We start from the raw sequence: 18,089 nt of genomic DNA, 5'->3' as shown, positions 1-18,089 counted from the left end.
TGTGACCGCCACGGATCGCTCCATCGAACTCGTCAACGCCGCCGCTCAGGCGGCCGCCGACCGGCTCGCGCACGACATCATCGCGTACGACGTCAGCGATGTGCTGTCGATCACCGACGCCTTCCTGCTCGCCTCCGCGCCCAACGACCGCCAGGTCAAGTCGATCGTCGACGAGATCGAAGAGCGCCTCAACAAGGACCTCGGCGCCAAGCCGGTCCGCCGTGAGGGCGACCGCGACGCCCGCTGGATCCTCCTGGACTACGTCGACATCGTCGTCCACGTCCAGCACAGCGAGGAGCGCGTCTTCTACGCGCTCGAGCGCCTGTGGAAGGACTGCCCCGAGCTCCCGCTCCCCGAGGACGCGGCGAAGACCCGCGGCAAGGGCGCCGAGCACGCCGCCCTGACCGGTGTCGACCTCTCCGAGCACGCCGCCGGGCTGCCCGACGGACCGGACGGTGAGCTGAGCTGAGCACCACCAAGGGCGGCACTGGCCGCCGAATCGTCCTCTGGCGTCACGGTCAGACCTCATGGAACCTGGAGCGCCGCTTCCAGGGCTCGACGGACATCGAGCTGACGGAGACCGGCGTCGCCCAGGCGCGCCGGGCCGCCCGGCTGCTCGCCGCGCTGAAGCCGGACGCCATCGTGGCCTCCGACCTGAAGCGGGCGGCGGCCACCGCCGCCGAGCTGGCCGTGCTCACCGGCCACGCCGTCGCCCACGACTCCGCGCTGCGCGAGACGTACGCGGGGGAGTGGCAGGGGCTGACCCACGACGAGATCGTTGCGCGGTACGGCGAGCAGTACGCCGCCTGGAAGCGCGGCGAGCCCGTGCGCCGGGGCGGCGGCGAACTGGAGACCGAGGTGGCCGACCGGGCCGCCCCGGTGGTTCTGGAGCACGCCGACAAGCTTCCCGAGGACGGCACGCTCGTCGTGGTGAGCCACGGCGGCACGATCCGCACCACCATCGGCCGGCTCCTCGGGCTGGAGTCCCAGCACTGGGAGAGCCTGGGTGGCCTCACGAACTGCTGCTGGTCGGTCCTCGGTGAGGGCGCCCGCGGCTGGCGTCTGATGGAGCACAACGCGGGCACCCTGCCCGAGCCGGTCCTCGGCGACGACGACTGAGCCCCGCGACCGGCCTGCCGGACCCGGATTTCACTTTCCGGCAGGTCACAGGCTAAAGTTCTTCTTGTTCGCAGCGCAGAGCGCGAAGAACACGAGGGGCTATAGCTCAGTTGGTAGAGCGCCTGCATGGCATGCAGGAGGTCAGGAGTTCAATTCTCCTTAGCTCCACAATCACCGGATCCCGTCCCCAGCAGGGGGCGGGATTCGTCGTTACGTCACCTCCCGCAGGGACGCGAGCCCCTGGCGGCTCTCCTCGTCGTTCGGCGTGTAGGCCACGATCCTGCACTCCGGCATCCCGTTCACCGAGAGGGAGACCGAGGTCAACCGGACCTCGCCCATCAACGCGTGACGGAAGACCTTCACCCGCGTCCCCGGCGGGACCACGTCGCCGCTGCGCCACAGCCGGGCGAACTCCGTGCTGGCCTCCGCGAGGGCCCGTACGAACTCCTCCCAGGCCGGCTCGCCGACATGGCGTCCGTACGCGCCCCGCAGCTGGGCCACCATCAGCGGCAGCTCCCGCTTCCGGTCGACCACCGGGCAGGTGGGCCCGGGCACGCTGAACAGTGCCCACAGCACGTTGCGTACGCCGAACGGGCCCGTGTCCAGGTCGTCCCGGCCCTCCTGGAAGAAGAGCCGCTCGTACATCGAGTTGGTCGCGAGCACGTCGTACCGCGCGTTGTAGAGCACCGCCGGGTGCGGGTCCAGGGCGTCGAGGATGCCCTGGATCTCCGGGCTCACCACCGACACGTCCGCTGCCGACCGCTCCGGCGCGTACGGCACCTCGGCCAGGTGGTAGAGGTGCTCGCGTTCGGGCCGGTCGAGCCGGAGGGTCCGGGCCACCGCGTCGAGCACCTGCGCCGAGGCGTTGATCGGGCGCCCCTGCTCCAGCCAGGTGTACCAGGTGACGCCGACCCCGGAGAGCTGGGCGACCTCCTCGCGGCGCAGCCCCGGCGTACGGCGGCGGAGTCCCGGGGGCATCCCCACGTCCTCCGGTGTCACCCTGGCCCGGCGGCCGCGCAGGAACGCGGCCAGCTCCGGCCGTCTGCGTCGCTGTGTCGGTACTGCTGCCACGATCGTCACACCCCCATGGTCGAGTCCCCGTGCCGCCGCTGCCAGGTGCTGTCAGTACCAGCATCAGCGGGCTCTCGTTACCCGTATCCGATCGAGGTCACGCTCGACGCATGACCTCGACCACAACACGTCCCGTACTCAGTAAAGACGGTGGCACCGACAACCGCCCCGGACTGTTGCTCGGCGTGGTCCTCGCCGCCCAGTTCATGGCGCTCCTCGACGTCTTCATCGTCAACGTCGCCGCCCCGACGATCCGCGTCGAACTCTCGGCGTCCGGAGCCGCGCTCCAGCTCGTCGTGGCCGGATACACCATCGCCTACGCGGTGTTACTGATCACCGGGGCGCGCCTCGGCGCCCTCGTCGGGCACCGCCGGATGTACCTCGGCGGCCTCGCCCTCTTCACCGTGGCCTCCCTCGCCTGCGGACTCGCCGCCGGAAGCAGCCAGTTGATCGCCTTCCGGCTCGTCCAGGGCGCGGGCTCCGCCCTGATGATCCCTCAGGTGCTCAGCCTCATCCAGCGAGAGTTCACCGGCGAGCACCGGGTGAGGGCGCTCAGCGCGTACTCCGCCGTCCTGGCCACCGGCGCCGCCGCGGGACAGGTCGTCGGCGGGGTCCTGGTGAGCGCCGACCTCTTCGGCACCGGCTGGCGGCCCGTCTTCCTCGTCAACGTCCCGATCGGCATCGTCCTGCTCGTCCTCGGCGCCCGGGTCCTGCCCCGTGACGCCCGGACCGCACCCACGCGTGCGCGTGCCCTCGATCTGCCGGGCCTCGTCCTCCTCGCCGGCGCCGTGTCCCTGCTGACCGTCCCCCTGGTCCTCGGCCAGGAACAGGGCTGGCCGCTGTGGTCCTGGCTCTCGCTCGGCGGCTCCCTGGTGTTCCTCGCCCTCTTCGGCGCGTACGAGTCGCGGCTCGCCCGGCGCGGCGGCGCCCCGCTCATCGCCCCGCGCGTGTTGCGGCTCCCGGGTATGGGACGGGCCGTCTTCTGGATCGCCGTGTCGATGGGAGTCAACGCCGGCTTCCTGTTCACCCTCACCCTGCATCTGCAGGGCGGGCTCGGCCTCAGCGCGCTGCGCGCCGGACTCACCTTCGGTCCCGCGGCCGTCGTCTTCGGCACCGTCGGACTGACCTGGCGGCGCTGGCCTGCCCGGCTGCACCGCGCACTGGTCCCGGGCGGATTCCTGCTCGCCGCCGCGGGAGCCCTCGGCGTCGGCGGGCTGCTCGCGGACGGCGGCACGGGCGGCTGGGGGCTCTACCCGGCCCTGGGCGCGCTCGGCGCCGGCATCTCGCTGGCGTTCAGCCCCGCCCTGACCGGCGCGCTGGCCGGCGTACGACCGGAGGACGCGGCCGACGCGAGCGGACTGCTCGCCACGGTGACCCAGCTCGGTCAGCTCATCGGGGTCGCCGCGTTCGGGACCCTGTTCCTCGGCGCGGCGGACGGATCCGGAGCGCAGAACTCCGCCGACGCGCTGTGGGCGACCATGATCGCCCTGGCTGTCGCCGCCGTCGCCGGCGCGATGGCCGGACCGTGGCGCCGAGCACGCTGACCCCCTTGCGGGGCCATGGCAGAATCGGACGGCCGGAGGGGGACGAGGATCCGGACGGGAGGGTGGCCCAAGTGCTCGGCGACAACGGCGGGGTGTCCTATGGGTGCACGGCCTGCGGCCACAGCTGGAGCTGACTGATGGGTGCACACAGGCGGAAGTGCGACTGGTGCGGCAGCGGCACGCCCATCGTGCGCGACATGGACCCCGTCAACCCAGGGTTCCAGTACTGGTGCGAGGAGTGCGCGCGGGCGCTGATCATAAAAGGCGACCCCATCGAGACGTACCGCGAGCTGGAGGGGGAGCCGATCTACGGTCGGCTCCTCGACGAGCACTGCACCCTCAAGCGGTTCTACTCCTTCGCCACCGCCTGACGCCGCAGCGTCAGCACGTACCCCACCAGCAGTGCCGTCGTCGTCAGCGGATAGATCGCGGACAGCACCATCTGACCCACGTTCTGGTCCAGTTCGGGCCGGCCCGGGTCGTGCGGAACCCACCACAGGGCGAACGACGCGAAGGCAAGGGCCACCGCCCCCGTCACCGGCCACACGCGCGTGGCGCGGTCCGCGAGCAGGATCAGCAGCGGCACACACCAGACCCAGTGGTGGGACCACGAGATCGGGCTGATCATCAGCGCCGTGAACGCGCAGACGATCACCGCCACCGCCTTGTCGCCGCGCAGCGCGGCCCGTACCGCGAGCACCATCGCCACACCACCCAGCACGGCCGCGGTCACCGCCCACCACATGCCCGGGTCGTCGGTGTGCATCAGCCGCGCCAGGACGCCACGGATCGACTGGTTGCCCGTCTCCTCGGCGAAGCCGACCCGGCCGGTCTCGAACAGCGTCTCCGTCCAGAACCGCTTCGAGTCCGCAGGCAGGGCGAGCGCCACGGCCAGCGTCGTCCCCAGGAACACCCCGGTCGCCGTCACCGCCGTGCGCAGCCACGTGTTCCAGCTCCGGTCCCGGCGCCACAGCAGCACGCCCGCGACGAGCAGCAGGACCACGAAGAGCCCCGGTGTGAGCTTTACCGCGGTCGCCAGACCGATGCCCAGGCCGGCCCAACGGCTGCCCTGGCGTCGGGTGAGGTCCCAGAGCACCGCCACCGCTATGAGCAGGTTGATCTGGCCGTACCGCAGGGTCGTCCACACCGGCTCGCACCAGACCACCACCGCGGCGACCCACAGCGTCGTACGCCACAGGTCCGTACGGGACAGCGTCGGGCGGACCAGCTGCAGCGACAGCTGGACCAGCGCGACCACCAGGAGCAGGTTCCCCGCGGTGGTGAGCGTCCGCATCAGGGGCACGCTCACCAGGGTCAGCGGGACGAACAGCAGGGCTGCGAAGGGCGGGTAGGTCATGCCGAGGTTCGCCGAGGTCGCGCGCATCGCGTACAGGTCGCCGCCGGCCCGTACCGTCTCGCCCTCGGCCCGGTAGACCATCACGTCGAGCATGTTCACGTGGGCGAGGCGTTGCGCCACCCAGAAGGCCGCGAACGAGAGCAGGCAGATCGCCGCGGCGGTGGCCAGGGGCCAGGGCCGGGCGCGGGTCTTGGAGAGCACGGAGACGGACACAGTCGGCGACCCTACCCGGCAGGTCAGGAGGGCCCGGAGAATCGATTTGGAGTTCTGCCGGGGAGCCGGTTAATGTTCTGTCTGTCGCCGCGAGGGAAACCGAAACGGAGACGGAAAGCAAGGGGCTATAGCTCAGTTGGTAGAGCGCCTGCATGGCATGCAGGAGGTCAGGAGTTCAATTCTCCTTAGCTCCACAGAAAAGAAGCGGGTCACCCGGATCGGGTGGCCCGCTTCTTCGTATACCGCTTCTTGGTACGCCGTGCCCTGCTGTACCCTGGCGCCATGCGTGCCGTACGCCTTCTGCTTACCGAGCCGCGCTGATCAGTCCCGACGGATGACAGACATCCGTCGGAGTCGGCGCGGCGTCCCCTCCTGTGCGAGGGGTTTTTTCATTTCACGGCAGTCCGTGGCAGTGGGCAGAGACGATCGATGGAGCTTCAAGGACCATGACCGAGATCAATACGGCCGCCGAGACGGCGGCCCCGCATCGCTACACGGCGGCCATGGCCGCCGACATCGAGGCACGCTGGCAGGACTTCTGGGACGCCGAGGGCACGTACGAGGCCCCGAACCCCACCGGTGACCTGGCGGGCGACCCCGCGATCGCCGCCCGGCCCAAGAAGTTCATCATGGACATGTTCCCGTACCCCTCGGGTGCGGGCCTGCACGTCGGCCACCCGCTCGGCTACATCGCCACGGACGTCTTCGCCCGCCACGCGCGCATGACCGGCCACAACGTCCTGCACACCCTGGGCTTCGACGCCTTCGGCCTGCCGGCCGAGCAGTACGCCGTGCAGACGGGCACGCACCCGCGTGTGTCCACCGAGGCCAACATGGAGAACATGAAGGTCCAGCTGCGCCGGCTGGGCCTGGGCCACGACAAGCGCCGGTCGTTCGCCACGATCGACCCGGAGTACTACAAGTGGACCCAGTGGATCTTCCTGCAGATCTTCAACTCCTGGTATGACGACGAGGCCGCCAAGGCCCGTCCGATCGCCGAGCTGATCGAGCAGTTCGAGAACGGCACCCGCGAGATCCCCGGCACCACGCGTGCATGGAGCGAGCTGACCGCCGCCGAGCGCTCCGACGTCCTGGGCGAGTACCGCCTGGCGTACGCCTCCGACGCGCCCGTCAACTGGTGCCCCGGCCTGGGCACGGTCCTGGCCAACGAGGAGGTCACCGCCGACGGTCGCTCCGAGCGCGGCAACTTCCCCGTCTTCAAGTCCAAGCTGCGCCAGTGGAACATGCGGATCACCGCCTACGCGGACCGCCTGCTCGACGACCTGGACGCGCTGGACTGGCCCGAGGCCATCAAGCTGCAGCAGCGGAACTGGATCGGCCGCTCCGAGGGCGCCCGAGTCGACTTCCAGGTCGGCGACACCGACGCGATCACCGTCTTCACCACCCGCCAGGACACCCTGTTCGGCGCCACGTACATGGTCCTGGCGCCCGAGCACGACCTGGTCGAGAAGATCGTCCCGGCCACCTGGCCCGAGGGCACCCACGACGTGTGGACCGGCGGACACGCCACCCCGTCCGAGGCCGTCGACGCCTACCGCAAGCAGGCCGCCTCCAAGTCCGACGTCGAGCGGCAGGCCGACGCCAAGGAGAAGACCGGCGTCTTCACCGGCGCGTACGCGACCAACCCGGTCAGCGGCGCGCAGGTCCCGGTCTTCATCGCCGACTACGTCCTGATGGGCTACGGCACCGGCGCCATCATGGCCGTCCCCGCGCACGACAGCCGCGACTTCGCCTTCGCCCGCGCCTTCGAGCTGCCCATGCGCTGCGTCGTGGAGCCGAGCGACGACCGCGGCACCGACCCGTCGACCTGGGACGAGGCCTTCTCCTCGTACGAGGCCAAGCTGGTCAACTCCTCCAACGAGGACGTGGCGCTCGACGGCCTGGGCGTCGTCGACGCCAAGGCGAAGATCACCGCATGGCTGGCCGACCGCGGCATCGGCGAGGGCACGGTCAACTTCCGCCTGCGCGACTGGCTGTTCAGCCGCCAGCGGTACTGGGGCGAGCCCTTCCCGATCGTCTACGACGAGGACGGCGTCGCCCACTCGCTGCCCGAGTCGATGCTGCCGCTGGAGCTGCCGGAGGTCGAGGACTACTCGCCGCGCACCTTCGAACCGAACGACGCGGACACCCAGCCGGAGACCCCGCTGTCCCGCAACGAGGACTGGGTCAACGTGACCCTGGACCTGGGTGACGGCGCCGGTCCGCAGAACTACCGCCGCGAGACCAACACCATGCCCAACTGGGCCGGTTCCTGCTGGTACGAGCTGCGCTACCTGGACCCGCACAACTCCGAGAAACTGGTCGACCCCGCCGTCGAGCAGTACTGGATGGGCCCCCGCGAGGGCATGCCGACCGGTGGCGTCGACCTGTACGTCGGCGGCGCCGAGCACGCCGTGCTGCACCTGCTGTACGCGCGCTTCTGGTCCAAGATGCTGTTCGACCTGGGCCACATCTCCTCGGCCGAGCCGTTCCACAAGCTCTACAACCAGGGCATGATCCAGGCCTTCGTCTACCGGGACGCGCGCGGGATCGCCGTGCCGGCGGCCGAGGTCGAGGAGCGGGACGGCGGCTTCTGGTACCAGGGCGAGAAGGTCAGCCGCGTCCTGGGCAAGATGGGCAAGTCCCTGAAGAACGCCGTGACGCCGGACGAGATCTGCTCCGAGTACGGTGCCGACACCCTGCGCCTGTACGAGATGGCGATGGGCCCGCTGGACGTGTCGCGTCCCTGGGACACGCGCGCGGTGATCGGCCAGTACCGGCTGCTGCAGCGGCTGTGGCGCAACATCGTCGACGAGTCGACCGGTGAGGTCACCGTCGTCGACACCGAGGCCGACGAGGACACGCTGCGCGCCCTGCACAAGGCGATCGACGGTGTCGCGCAGGACATGGCCGCGATGCGCTTCAACACGGCCATCGCCAAGATCACCGAGCTGAACAACCACCTGACGAAGTCCGGTGGCGCGATCTCCCGGTCGGTCGCCGAGCAGCTGGTGCTGCTCGTCGCCCCGCTGGCCCCGCACATCGGCGAGGAGCTGTGGCGCAGGCTGGGCCACAGCGACTCGGTGGTCCACCAGGGCTTCCCGGTCGCCGACCCGGCGTACGTCGTCGACGAGACCGTGACCTGTGTCGTGCAGATCAAGGGCAAGGTCAAGGCCCGCCTGGAGGTCTCCCCGTCGATCACCGACGCGGAGCTCGAGACGCTGGCGCTGGCGGACCCGCACGTGGTCGCGGCGCTGGGCGGCGCGGAGATCCGCAAGGTGATCGTGCGGGCACCGAAGCTGGTCAACATCGTCGCCGGCTGACGTACATAGGGGTTTCCCCTACGGGCAGGTTGGGGGTTCCGATGGAACCCTTGGCCTGCCCGTTCCGTTTACCGTGGAGGTACCACATCCGTGGGGACCGGACGGACGCCGGAGGGGCGCACATGGAAGCCGCGATTATCACGATCATGGCGCTGCTCTTCTTGTCTTTCGTGGCGCTGGGGGTCTTCGTCACGGTGAAGGCGGTCAAGGCCGCCAAGCGTGGGGTGGACCGCACCCTGGACCAGGCCCGGCGCACGGTCGAGGACACCACGCTGCGGGCCAAGAGCTTCGGCCAGACCGGGGCCGCGGGCGAGCTGGCCAGACTGCGGCTCTCGCTGCGCACCTCGATGCGGGCCACCCAGGAGGCCCTGCAGGCCGGGGTCGGCGAGGACGCCTCGCTGAAGGAGTCGCTCGACCTGTTCCACCGGCTCAGCGCGCACGGGCTCGAACTGGACGAGGACCTCAAGCGGATCGAGCGGGAGCCCGACCGGGCATGGGTGGCCGGGCAGCTCCCCGAACTCGCCGCGCGGACCGAGCGGATCACGAGCTCGGCCGACGCGTTGCGCCGCGCCGCCCGGGACCGGGCCCTGAGGTTCGCCGAGGACGACCTTTCGGCACTCAGTGCCCAGATCGACGTCGAGGCCGGTGCGCTGCGGCACTGGACGACGGGTCCCGAGACCACGTCCGAGAGGTCGGGGACGGTACCGGGTGCCTCTTCCGGGACCGCGGGGCCGCGTGCCGGTTCCGGGAGCTCGGGACCGGGGGCCGCTGCCGGGAGCACGGCTCCGGGGGCCGGCGGTGAGCCGTCCGCGATCACGGCGCCCGACCCCCGACTGACCTCCTACCCCTGGGAGAAGTCGGCCCGCCCCGAGACCACCACCTGACGGAACGGGGACGGGGGAGTCCGTCCGGGCGCCGGGGCGGGACGGGGGCTCGGTGGTGTCCGGGCGTTCACGACGGGGGCCGGGCTGCCGTGTGCCGGTCTCGGCGGGTAACCTCCCGCTCATGTCCCGGCATGTCGCGATCGTCACCGATTCCACGGCCTACCTGCCACCCCAGACGAGGGAGCGGCACGCCATCACCACGGTCCCGCTGACCGTCGTCATCGGCGACCGCGCCCTTGAGGAAGGCACCGAACTCTCGGCCAAGGCGCTCGCCGAGGCCCTGCAGAAGAAGCGGGCCGTCACCACCTCGCGGCCGAGTCCCGAGACCTTCGCCGAGGCCTACCGCGAGGCGGCAGAGGCCGGGGCGAAGGGTGTCGTCTCCCTCCATCTGTCCGCCGAGGTCTCCGGGACCTACGACGCGGCCGTGCTCGCCGCGAAGGACGCCCCTGTGCCCGTGCGGGTCGTGGACACCCGCATGATGGGCATGGCCCTGGGCTTCTGCGCTCTCGCGGCGGCCCAGGTCGCCGAGGCCGGCGGATCGCTCGACGAAGCCGTCGCGGCCGCCGAGAAGCGGGCGGCGGGAACCTCCGCGTTCTTCTACGTCGACACCCTGGACTATCTACGCCGCGGCGGGCGCATCGGGGCGGCGCAGGCGCTGCTCGGCTCCGCGCTCGCGGTGAAGCCGCTCCTCGAACTCGACGGCGGGCGGATCGAGCTGCGGGAGAAGGTGCGGACGGCCTCGAAGGCCATCGCGCGGCTCGAGGAGATCGCCGTGGAGCGCGCCGGCTCCGGCGCCGTCGACATCGCCGTCCACCACCTCTCCGCGCCCGAGCGGGCCGCCGCCCTCGCGGAACGGCTCAGGGAGCGGGTACCGGGCATGGCGGAGCTGCATGTCAGCGAGGTGGGAGCGGTCATCGGTGCCCACACGGGACCCGGGCTGCTCGCGGTCGTCGTCTCGCCGCGCTGAGCCGGTCCGTCGCGGGGCCGTCAGCCGTGGGGGCCTCCGTCCCCCGCGGGAGTGATGGAGTTGTCCACAGTGCGGGCCCTGTCCACGGAACGTGGGTGAGCCCCGCACGGCACGACGGTGATTCCTACCGTCACATGCATGACTCTTCGTACACGCGACGCATCGACCACCCCCGGCGTTCTCGGCACGGCGGGCGCTCCGACCAGTGGTCCCGGCCGGGCGCCGGGCTCGGACGGGCGGAGCCGTCCCGCAGCGCGCGGCACGTCTCCCGGGCGAGCCAGGAGGCGGACCCGGGTGAGGAGGGTCGGCACGGCTCCCGAGGCCGTCGTGCGGCGGCGGGGGGACGCGCTGTTCCCCGCGGCGGCAGAGGCGGGGAGGGTTGCGGAACCGGATGCGATCACTGATCCGACGGCTGAGCCGGAGGCGGAGGAGCGGGGCTCTCCGCCTGGGGTACGCGAGCGAGGTTCGCCGCCCGGGGCGCGGGAGCGGCTGACGGCGGGGCTGCGTGATCGGACCCCGATGTGGATGCAGACGCGGTTCGGGCTCGAACCGAGGGCGCTGGCCGCGTTGACGGTGATCCTGATCGTGGCCGCCGGTCTCGCGGGCGGTTACTTCTGGACGGGGCGGCCGGAGCCGGTGCGTGCTCCGGAGCTCGTCCGCGCCGCGCCTGTCGCTGCCGCGCCCGCCGCATCTGCCGCGCCCGCGACGAAGGCCGGGCCGGGGTCGGCTGCGGGCGGGGCGCGGGTGATCGTCGACGTCGGGGGCAAAGTGCGCAGGCCCGGTGTGCTGACCCTGCCGGCCGGCTCGCGTGTGGCGGACGCCCTGCGGGCCGCGGGCGGCGCGAAGCCCGACGCCGATCTCACCGGACTCAACCGGGCCCGTGTCCTGTTCGACGGTGAGCAGGTCCTCGTCGGTCTGCCGGGGACGCCGGTCGGCGGCTCCGGCACCGGCACCGGATCGGGTCCCGGGAGTGGCGGCGCCGGAGGCGGTGGGCAGGGGGTGCCGTTGAGCCTCAACACGTCCACGGTCGAGCAGCTGGACACGCTTCCGGGCGTCGGCCCGGTCCTTGCCCGGCACATCGTCGACCATCGTGCGGAGCACGGCGGCTTCCGGTCGGTCGGGGAGCTGCGGGAGGTCAACGGCATCGGCGAGCGACGGTTCGCCGAACTCGAACGGCTGGTGCGGCCGTGAAGCGGGACGAGACGACGGCCGAGGAGCGGGACGAGACGACGGCCGAGGAGCGGGCGACCCGGGAGCCGTTCCGGGAGGAGGGGCCGGCCGATCTTCGGCTCGTCCCGCTCGCGGTGGCGGCCTGGGTGGCGGCGGCCTGTGCGGTGGGGGTCGCCGGGTGGTGGACGGTGGCCGGTGTCGGGGTCTGTCTGGTGGGAGCCGCGCTCCTCTGGACACCGGTCGCGGCCCGGTGGCTCGGCGGGACCGCCCGGCCGGGCGAGGGACCCGCGGCGGAGGACGGGCGCGCCGTGGGCGACGGGCCGGCGCGCCAGGGGACACCCGGGTGGCGGTTGCGGGCGACCGCGTGCGCCGGGGTCCTGCTGTGTGCCGCCGCCGGGGCCGCCTCGGCGGGGCTGCACGCGGCGGATCTGCGGCGCGGGCCCGTACCGGCCCTGGCGCGGGAATACGCGCGGGCGCAGCTGGAGGTGACGGTGACCTCCGACCCTCGGCTCACCCGGCCCCGGGTGCGGGGCAGCGAGACGGTACCGGTCTCCGTCGTCCTGGACGGCGAGGTGACCCGGGTCGAGCGGTCGGACGGCACGGTGCACCGGACCAGGGCGCCGGTGCTGCTGATCGTGCCGCCGGGGGAGGGGCGGGCGGAGTGGCTGCGGCTGCTGCCCTCCACCCGGCTGAAGGTCGACGCCCGGCTCGCGCCGCCCTCGCGCCCCGGGGATCCCTTCGCTGCGGTGCTCAAGGTCGGTGGGGCGGGACCCCCTCGGACCGTCGGCGCACCGAGCGCGCTGCAACGGACGGCGGGGGAGCTGCGCGCCGGCCTGCGGCGGGCGACCGACGGCCTCGACCCGGACGCGCGGGCCCTGTTGCCCGGTCTGGTCGTCGGGGACACCTCGCGGATCGGATCCGAGCTGCGGGACGCCTTCGAGGCCACCGACCTCACTCATCTGCTCGCCGTCTCAGGGAGCAATCTGTCCGTCGTCCTGCTTCTGCTGGTCGGCCGTCCCGGGCGGGCGCACCAGGTGGAGCGCGGCGGGCTCGCGCCCCGGCTGGGGATGTCGCTGCGGGTGACCGCGGTGTCCGGGGGAGCGCTGACGCTCGCCTTCGTGGTCGTCTGCCGGCCCGACCCGAGCGTGCTGCGCGCCGCGGCCTGCGGACTTGTCGTGTTGCTCGCGATCGGCACCGGCCGGCGGAGATCGCTGATCCCCGCGCTGGCCACCGCCGTGCTCCTCCTGGTGCTCTATGACCCCTGGCTCGCGCGGAGTTACGGATTCCTGCTCTCGGTCCTCGCCACCGGTGCGCTTCTGACGGTGGCCCCGCGGTGGAGCGAGGCGCTGCGGCGGCGCGGAGTGCCCGGGCGCCTGGCGGAGGCGTTGGCGGCGTCCCTTGCGGCGCAGGCGGTGTGCGCTCCCGTCGTGGTGGTCTTCGCCGCCAGGGTGAGCCTGGTAGCGATCCCGGCGAACCTGTTCGCCGAGCTGGCGGTGGCGCCGGCGACGGTGTTCGGTTTCGCCACGCTCGCCGTGGCGGCGGTCTGGATACCGGCCGCGGAGGGGTTGGCGTGGGTGGCGGGATGGCCGGCCGGGTGGATCGCACGCGTGGCCCGTACGGGCGCTGCTCTGCCGGGGGCGGAGCTGACCTGGCCCGGCGGGTGGTGGGGCGGGCTCGCCCTCGCGCTGCTGACCGCGCTGGTGGTTCTCGCGGCGCGCAAGCTGCCGTACCGGGGGCCGGTCGCCGTGCTCGCCGTCGTTCTGCTGCTGCTCGTGGTGGTGCGGCCGGTTCCGCTGACCCGGTGGGCCACCGGATGGCCGCCGCAGGGCTGGGTGTTCGCGATGTGTCAGGTGGGCCAGGGGGATGCGACGGTCCTTGCGGTGGGTGGGGACGCGGCCGTCGTGGTGGACGCGGGACCCGACCCCGTACCGGTGGATCGATGTCTGCGTGAACTCGGGGTGCGGAGAGTGCCGTTGCTGGTGCTGACGCACTTCCACGCGGACCATGTGGCCGGGCTGCCGGGGGTGTTGCGGGGGCGGTCGGTGGGGGCGATCCAGACGACGGGGCTGGAGGAGCCGCCGGCCCAGGCGGCGTTCGTACGACGTACGGCGGCGGCCGCGCGGGTGCCGCTGATCCGCGCGGTGCCGGGGGAGCGGCGGAGGGCCGGGGCCTTGGAGTGGAGCGTGCTCTGGCCGACGGTCGGTGCCGGGGCGGGCGGGGGAGTGCGAGCGGCGGCCGGCTCCGGTGGGGCGAACGATGCCAGTGTCACGCTGCTCGTCCGGGCCGCCGGTGGGCTGACGCTGCTGCTTCTCGGCGATCTCGAGCCGCCGGCCCAGCGGGCTCTGCTGCGGGTGCATCCGGGGCTCGCGCCGGTGGACGTGCTCAAGGTCGCTCACCATGGCTCCGCGCATCAGGACCCGGGACTGATACGGGCCGTACGGCCGCGGCTCGCGCTGGTGTCGACGGGGCGCGACAACCCGTACGGGCATCCCTCGCCCCGGACGGTGGAGTCGTTGCGGGCCGGTGGGGCGCGGGTGCTGCGGACGGATCGGGACGGGGCGATCGCGGTCGTGGGGGCGGGATCCGGGCTCGTGGCCGTATCGACGGGAGGGTGACCCGCCGATGGAGAGAAACCCTTGTAAAGAAGTCTTTCTAAAGATACCTTTCCATCATGCCGGAGGAGATCAGTGACCCGCCGCCCGAGGGCGAGCAGCCCCGCAGTATCCGACTCACCGACCCGCGAGCCCTGCGGGCCTACGCCCACCCTCTGCGGATGTCGCTGGTGGGGCTGCTGCGCAGCAGTGGACCCTTCACCGCCACCCGGGCCGCCGAGCTGACCGGGGAGTCCGTGGCCAGCTGCTCCTACCACCTGCGGATACTCGCCAAGTACGGGCTCGTGGAAGAGGCGCCGGGCGGCCGGGGGCGGGAGAAGCCCTGGCGGGCCACGGCCCGGTACACGGAGTGGCCGGAGTACAGCGAGGACTCCTCGATCGCCCAGGCCGCCGACGCGCTGAGCGCCGCGGTCGCCGAGCGGTACTTCGAACGGGTCACCCGGGCCATGGAGAACCGGCACAGGCTGCCCAAGGAGTGGCAGGAGGCCGAACAGTTCGGCGACTCCCTGCTTCACCTGACCCATGAGGAGCTGGCCGACCTCGGAGCGAGGATCGACGCGCTGCTCCGGCCCTACGAGGCGCGTGAGTCCGACCCGTCCCTCCGGCCGGAGGGTGCCCGGCCCGTCAGTGTCCTGCGGGTCGCCTACCTGGACCTGGACGTCCCCGACAGCGAGAAGGAGTGAGCGGGATGGCTCTCGTGGATCGTGTACCGGCGCTGCTGCGCGAGCGGACCTTCCGCCGCTACTGGACCGGCCAGACCATCTCCCTCGCCGGGGACCAGATATCGCTCATGGCGATCCCGCTCGCCGCCGTCCTGGTCCTCGGCGCCGACGCCGCGGCGATGGGCTGGCTCAAGGCCGCCGAACTCCTGCCCGCGCTCCTGCTCAACCTGCCGTTCGGCGCCTGGGCCGACCGGCAGAGGAGCCGCAGACGCGCGATGATCGCGGCCGACATCGGGCGGGCGGCGCTGGTCCTCACCCTCCCCGCGGCCTATCTGCTCGACGCGCTGACGCTCACCCAGCTGTACGTGGTGGCCTTCGGGATCGGTGCGTTGACCGTGCTCTTCGAGGTCTGCAACACCACGCTCTTCGTGGCACTCGTACCGACCGAGCGCTATGTGCAGGCGAACTCGCTGGTCAACGGCAGCCGTTCGACGGCCTGGCTGGCGGGGCCCGGGATCGGCGGACTCCTCGTGCAGTTCCTCACCGCTCCCTTCGCCCTGGTCGCGGACGCTCTGACCTATCTGGTGTCGGCCGGGTACCTGGCCCGGATCAAGCCGGTCGAAACCCCGCCGGCCCCCGTGGCAAAGGGGCACTTCACCGAGGGGCTGCGCTGGGTGGTGCGGGAGCGTTCGATGCGCGCCCTGTTCGCGGCCTCCGGCACGGTCCAGTTCTTCAACTACATGTTCCACACCCTCTTCGTGCTCTACGCGACCACCGAACTCGGCCTCGGCGCCGGACTGCTCGGCCTGGTGCTCGCGGCGGGAGCCGTGGGCGGTCTCCTCGGGGCGGTGGTCAGCGGGGCGGTCGTCCGGCGGATCGGCATCGGTGGCTCGCTGGTGTCCGGCTTCCTCGGATTCACGCTGCCCCTGGTCCTGATACCCCTGGCCGACGGCCCGCTTCCGCTCGTGGTGTTCGTGCTGTTCGTGGCGGAGTTCCTCTCCTGCGTCGGCGTGATGATCGTCGACATCGCCGCGGGATCGTTCCAGATGGCGCTGATACCCGACGCCGTGCGGGCCCGGGTCATGGGTGCCTTCCGGACGCTCAACCACGGCTTCCGCCCGCTCGGCGCGCTCGTCGGCGGTTTCCTCGGCACCGTGATCGGGCTGCACCCGACGCTGTGGGTCGCCACCGTCGGGGCCGTGTTCGCCGTGTTGTGGCTGCTGCCCTCCCCGCTGCCCCGGATGCGCGAACTGCCCTCTCCGAAAGAGGAGTCGGCGCCGGTCGGATAGCCGGGTGGCGGGAAAGGCGGACCGGGCAGACTGGCGGAATGACTACGCGACCGACGGCACCCGTTCCTTCCGAGCCCTTCGCCCCCACGCCGGGGGACGTCCAGGCCTATCTGCAGCGCATCGGTGCGGAGCGGCCGGACCGCGCGGATGCCGACGCACTGCGCGATCTGCAACTGCGCCACCTGCTCACCGTGCCGTTCGAGAACCTCTCCATCCACCTCGGCGAGGACATCGTCCTGGACGAGAAGGCGCTGCTCGACAAGGTGATCGGCGCGCACAGGGGCGGGTTCTGCTACGAGGTCAACACGGCGTTCGCCGTTCTGCTGCGGGGGCTCGGCTACCGGGTCTCACTGCTCCAGGCGCGGGTCTTCGGGCCGGACGGGAAGCCGGGCATCCCGTACGACCACATGGCGCTGCTCGTGGAGACGGTGGACGGGGAGCAGTGGATCGCGGACGTCGGCTTCGGTGACCACAGCCACTTCCCGCTGCGCTTCGACGACCACGGCGACCAGGAGGACCCGGGCGGTGTGTTCCGGCTCGTGGTCACCGACGAGGGCGATGTGGACGTACTGCGGGACGGGAAGCCGCAGTACCGGATGGAGGTACGGACGCGCCGGCTCGCCGACTTCACGGTCGGTGCCTGGTACCACCGGACCTCGCCCGACTCGCACTTCCCGCGCAGTCTCGTCTGCTCCCTGCTCACCGAGGAGGGCCGGATCACCCTCAGCGACCGGAAGCTGATCACCCGTACCCGGGGCGAGCGCGACGAGCGGATCCTCACAGGGGACGACGAGGTGCGGGGGGCCTACCGGGATCTGTTCGGGATCGAGCTCGACGTACTGCCGGTCGTACGTGGCGGAATTTCCGATTCGAACCCTCGGTAACGCTTGCTCACGCTTGACCGGTTTGCGTCGAACGCCCCAACGGTGATCGAATGCGACTTCGTTGCATAGTGAACGAGTCGCACGGGGGTGCGTGAAGAATGTTCGATCGTCTCTTCGGGAAGCGGGCGGCGGGTGCCGCGCGAGGTGGTCCGCTCGCCGGGCTCTCCGTCCCCGCCTCGGCGGGGATGCTGAGCTGCCGGGTGCTCGACCCCGTGCACGAACCGGTCCGGCAGGCCGAGTTCGTCCTCAGCGACGCCGCCGGGCGCAAGGTGCTCGCCGGGGAGACCGACCCTTACGGCACGGCGCTCGCGACCGTGCCGGCGGGCGAGTACCGGCTCGCGGTCACCGCCGAGGGCTACACACCGCACCACGGCAGGGCGGTGGTCGCCGAGGGTGGCCACACGGGCCTCGACGACGTGCTGCTCCAGATCGCCCCGCAGCCCCAACTCCCCGAGCCCGGCGACTGGGAGATCGACCCGACGCATTCCCAGATCGGCTTCACCGCACGCCACATCGGACTTGCCCGGATCCACGGCCGGTTCAACAGCTTCGCCGGGGCGGTGCGGATCGGTGACCGCATGGAGCACTCGGCGATGCACGTCGTCATCGACGCGGCCTCCATCGACACCGGGGTGCAGATGCGCGACGACCACCTGCGCTCCGGTGACTTCCTCGACGTCGGCGCGTACCCGACGCTGGAGTTCTTCAGCGAGCGCTTCACGCACAAGGGCGGCAGCCGTTGGGCCGTCACCGGGGCGCTCACCCTCCACGGAGTGAGCCGCACGGTGACGCTCGACACCCAGTACCTGGGCCTCGGAAGCGGTCTGGAAGGCGAGACCCGGTGCGCCTGCCGGGCCACCACCGAGCTGCACCGGGAGGACTTCACCCTCACCTGGCAGACGCTGCTCGCGCGGGGGATCGCGGCTGTGGGGTCCAGCATCAGCATCGATCTCGACATTCAGATCGTGCCGCAGGCCGCCGCGCGGGGCTGACG

Annotated in this window: 15 protein-coding genes and 2 tRNA genes; 15 read left to right on the top strand and 2 right to left on the bottom strand. The window is 71.8% G+C overall.

Annotation, left to right across the window (positions count from 1 at the left end; genetic code table 11):
- Position 1: 1 nt before the first annotated feature.
- The 3 genes from rsfS (at position 2) to OG462_RS16145 (ending at position 1,287) form a co-directional block, all read left to right on the top strand.
- The gene (gene rsfS / locus OG462_RS16155; protein ID WP_318211167.1) at positions 2–469 is read left to right on the top strand and encodes a ribosome silencing factor; all 468 of its coding nucleotides are present in this window, start codon (positions 2–4) and stop codon (positions 467–469) included.
- The gene (locus OG462_RS16150; RefSeq protein WP_406066564.1) at positions 466–1,119 is read left to right on the top strand and encodes a histidine phosphatase family protein; all 654 of its coding nucleotides are present in this window, start codon (positions 466–468) and stop codon (positions 1,117–1,119) included. The genes rsfS and OG462_RS16150 overlap by 4 nt, the downstream gene beginning before the upstream one ends.
- A gap of 95 nt (positions 1,120–1,214) precedes the next feature.
- Positions 1,215–1,287, top strand: a tRNA-Ala gene (locus OG462_RS16145).
- 42 nt (positions 1,288–1,329) lie between these two features.
- Here OG462_RS16145 and OG462_RS16140 read toward each other — a convergent pair.
- Positions 1,330–2,199 carry a helix-turn-helix transcriptional regulator gene (locus OG462_RS16140; RefSeq protein WP_406058177.1) on the bottom strand — a complete coding sequence of 290 codons (870 nt, stop codon included), beginning with the start codon at positions 2,197–2,199 and terminating at the stop codon, positions 1,330–1,332.
- A gap of 101 nt (positions 2,200–2,300) precedes the next feature.
- Between OG462_RS16140 and OG462_RS16135 the strand changes: the two genes are divergently transcribed.
- On the top strand, positions 2,301–3,734 hold the full coding sequence (locus OG462_RS16135; RefSeq protein ID WP_406058176.1) for an MFS transporter: 1,434 nt from the start codon (positions 2,301–2,303) through the stop codon (positions 3,732–3,734).
- Positions 3,735–3,871: 137 nt separating this feature from the next.
- Positions 3,872–4,105, top strand: a complete 234-nt coding sequence (locus tag OG462_RS16130; RefSeq protein WP_015033559.1) for a hypothetical protein — start codon at positions 3,872–3,874, stop codon at positions 4,103–4,105.
- On the opposite strand, the gene OG462_RS16125 is transcribed toward OG462_RS16130, so the two are convergent.
- Positions 4,084–5,304 (bottom strand): glycosyltransferase 87 family protein, encoded by a 1,221-nt coding sequence (locus OG462_RS16125; RefSeq protein WP_406058174.1) that lies wholly within the window; start codon positions 5,302–5,304, stop codon positions 4,084–4,086. The genes OG462_RS16130 and OG462_RS16125 overlap by 22 nt on opposite strands.
- A 121-nt stretch (positions 5,305–5,425) precedes the next feature.
- On the opposite strand from OG462_RS16125, the gene OG462_RS16120 reads away from it, so the two are divergent.
- The 10 genes from OG462_RS16120 to OG462_RS16075 all read left to right on the top strand — a co-directional run bounded on the left by OG462_RS16120 (position 5,426) and on the right by OG462_RS16075 (position 18,087).
- A tRNA-Ala gene (locus tag OG462_RS16120) sits at positions 5,426–5,498 on the top strand.
- A 252-nt stretch (positions 5,499–5,750) separates the two neighbouring features.
- The gene (leuS, locus tag OG462_RS16115; protein ID WP_406058173.1) at positions 5,751–8,627 is read left to right on the top strand and encodes a leucine--tRNA ligase; all 2,877 of its coding nucleotides are present in this window, start codon (positions 5,751–5,753) and stop codon (positions 8,625–8,627) included.
- 122 nt (positions 8,628–8,749) lie between these two features.
- Positions 8,750–9,511, top strand: a complete 762-nt coding sequence (locus tag OG462_RS16110; RefSeq protein WP_406058171.1) for a hypothetical protein — start codon at positions 8,750–8,752, stop codon at positions 9,509–9,511.
- Positions 9,512–9,632: 121 nt separating this feature from the next.
- On the top strand, positions 9,633–10,478 hold the full coding sequence (locus tag OG462_RS16105; protein ID WP_406058169.1) for a DegV family protein: 846 nt from the start codon (positions 9,633–9,635) through the stop codon (positions 10,476–10,478).
- A 138-nt stretch (positions 10,479–10,616) separates the two neighbouring features.
- On the top strand, positions 10,617–11,669 hold the full coding sequence (locus OG462_RS16100; protein ID WP_406058167.1) for a helix-hairpin-helix domain-containing protein: 1,053 nt from the start codon (positions 10,617–10,619) through the stop codon (positions 11,667–11,669).
- Entirely contained in the window at positions 11,666–14,263 is a 2,598-nt protein-coding gene (locus OG462_RS16095; protein WP_406058165.1) for a ComEC/Rec2 family competence protein, read from the top strand. The genes OG462_RS16100 and OG462_RS16095 overlap by 4 nt, the downstream gene beginning before the upstream one ends.
- Before the next feature lie 56 nt (positions 14,264–14,319).
- On the top strand, positions 14,320–14,943 hold the full coding sequence (locus OG462_RS16090) for a winged helix-turn-helix domain-containing protein (protein ID WP_406058163.1): 624 nt from the start codon (positions 14,320–14,322) through the stop codon (positions 14,941–14,943).
- A 5-nt stretch (positions 14,944–14,948) separates the two neighbouring features.
- A complete protein-coding gene (locus tag OG462_RS16085; protein WP_406058161.1) occupies positions 14,949–16,211 on the top strand; it encodes an MFS transporter in 1,263 nt (420 codons plus the stop codon).
- A gap of 38 nt (positions 16,212–16,249) precedes the next feature.
- Entirely contained in the window at positions 16,250–17,095 is an 846-nt protein-coding gene (locus tag OG462_RS16080) for an arylamine N-acetyltransferase (protein WP_406058159.1), read from the top strand.
- A gap of 98 nt (positions 17,096–17,193) precedes the next feature.
- Positions 17,194–18,087 carry a YceI family protein gene (locus OG462_RS16075; RefSeq protein WP_406058157.1) on the top strand — a complete coding sequence of 298 codons (894 nt, stop codon included), beginning with the start codon at positions 17,194–17,196 and terminating at the stop codon, positions 18,085–18,087.
- Positions 18,088–18,089 lie beyond the last annotated feature (2 nt).

This window comes from Streptomyces sp. NBC_01077, from assembly GCF_045162855.1.
GTDB lineage: Bacteria > Actinomycetota > Actinomycetes > Streptomycetales > Streptomycetaceae > Streptomyces.
This window is presented reverse-complemented; position numbering and strand designations above follow the sequence as displayed.

What these genes read in the sequence shown, in the direction of transcription:
- OG462_RS16135 (WP_406058176.1), top strand. Translation starts at nt 2,301, where the DNA reads ATGACCTCGACCACAACACGTCCCGTACTCAGTAAAGACGGTGGCACC.
- OG462_RS16130 (WP_015033559.1), top strand. Translation starts at nt 3,872, where the DNA reads ATGGGTGCACACAGGCGGAAGTGCGACTGGTGCGGCAGCGGCACGCCC.
- leuS (WP_406058173.1), top strand. Translation starts at nt 5,751, where the DNA reads ATGACCGAGATCAATACGGCCGCCGAGACGGCGGCCCCGCATCGCTAC.
- OG462_RS16110 (WP_406058171.1), top strand. Translation starts at nt 8,750, where the DNA reads ATGGAAGCCGCGATTATCACGATCATGGCGCTGCTCTTCTTGTCTTTC.
- OG462_RS16105 (WP_406058169.1), top strand. Translation starts at nt 9,633, where the DNA reads ATGTCCCGGCATGTCGCGATCGTCACCGATTCCACGGCCTACCTGCCA.
- OG462_RS16100 (WP_406058167.1), top strand. Translation starts at nt 10,617, where the DNA reads ATGACTCTTCGTACACGCGACGCATCGACCACCCCCGGCGTTCTCGGC.
- OG462_RS16090 (WP_406058163.1), top strand. Translation starts at nt 14,320, where the DNA reads ATGCCGGAGGAGATCAGTGACCCGCCGCCCGAGGGCGAGCAGCCCCGC.
- OG462_RS16085 (WP_406058161.1), top strand. Translation starts at nt 14,949, where the DNA reads ATGGCTCTCGTGGATCGTGTACCGGCGCTGCTGCGCGAGCGGACCTTC.
- OG462_RS16080 (WP_406058159.1), top strand. Translation starts at nt 16,250, where the DNA reads ATGACTACGCGACCGACGGCACCCGTTCCTTCCGAGCCCTTCGCCCCC.
- OG462_RS16075 (WP_406058157.1), top strand. Translation starts at nt 17,194, where the DNA reads ATGTTCGATCGTCTCTTCGGGAAGCGGGCGGCGGGTGCCGCGCGAGGT.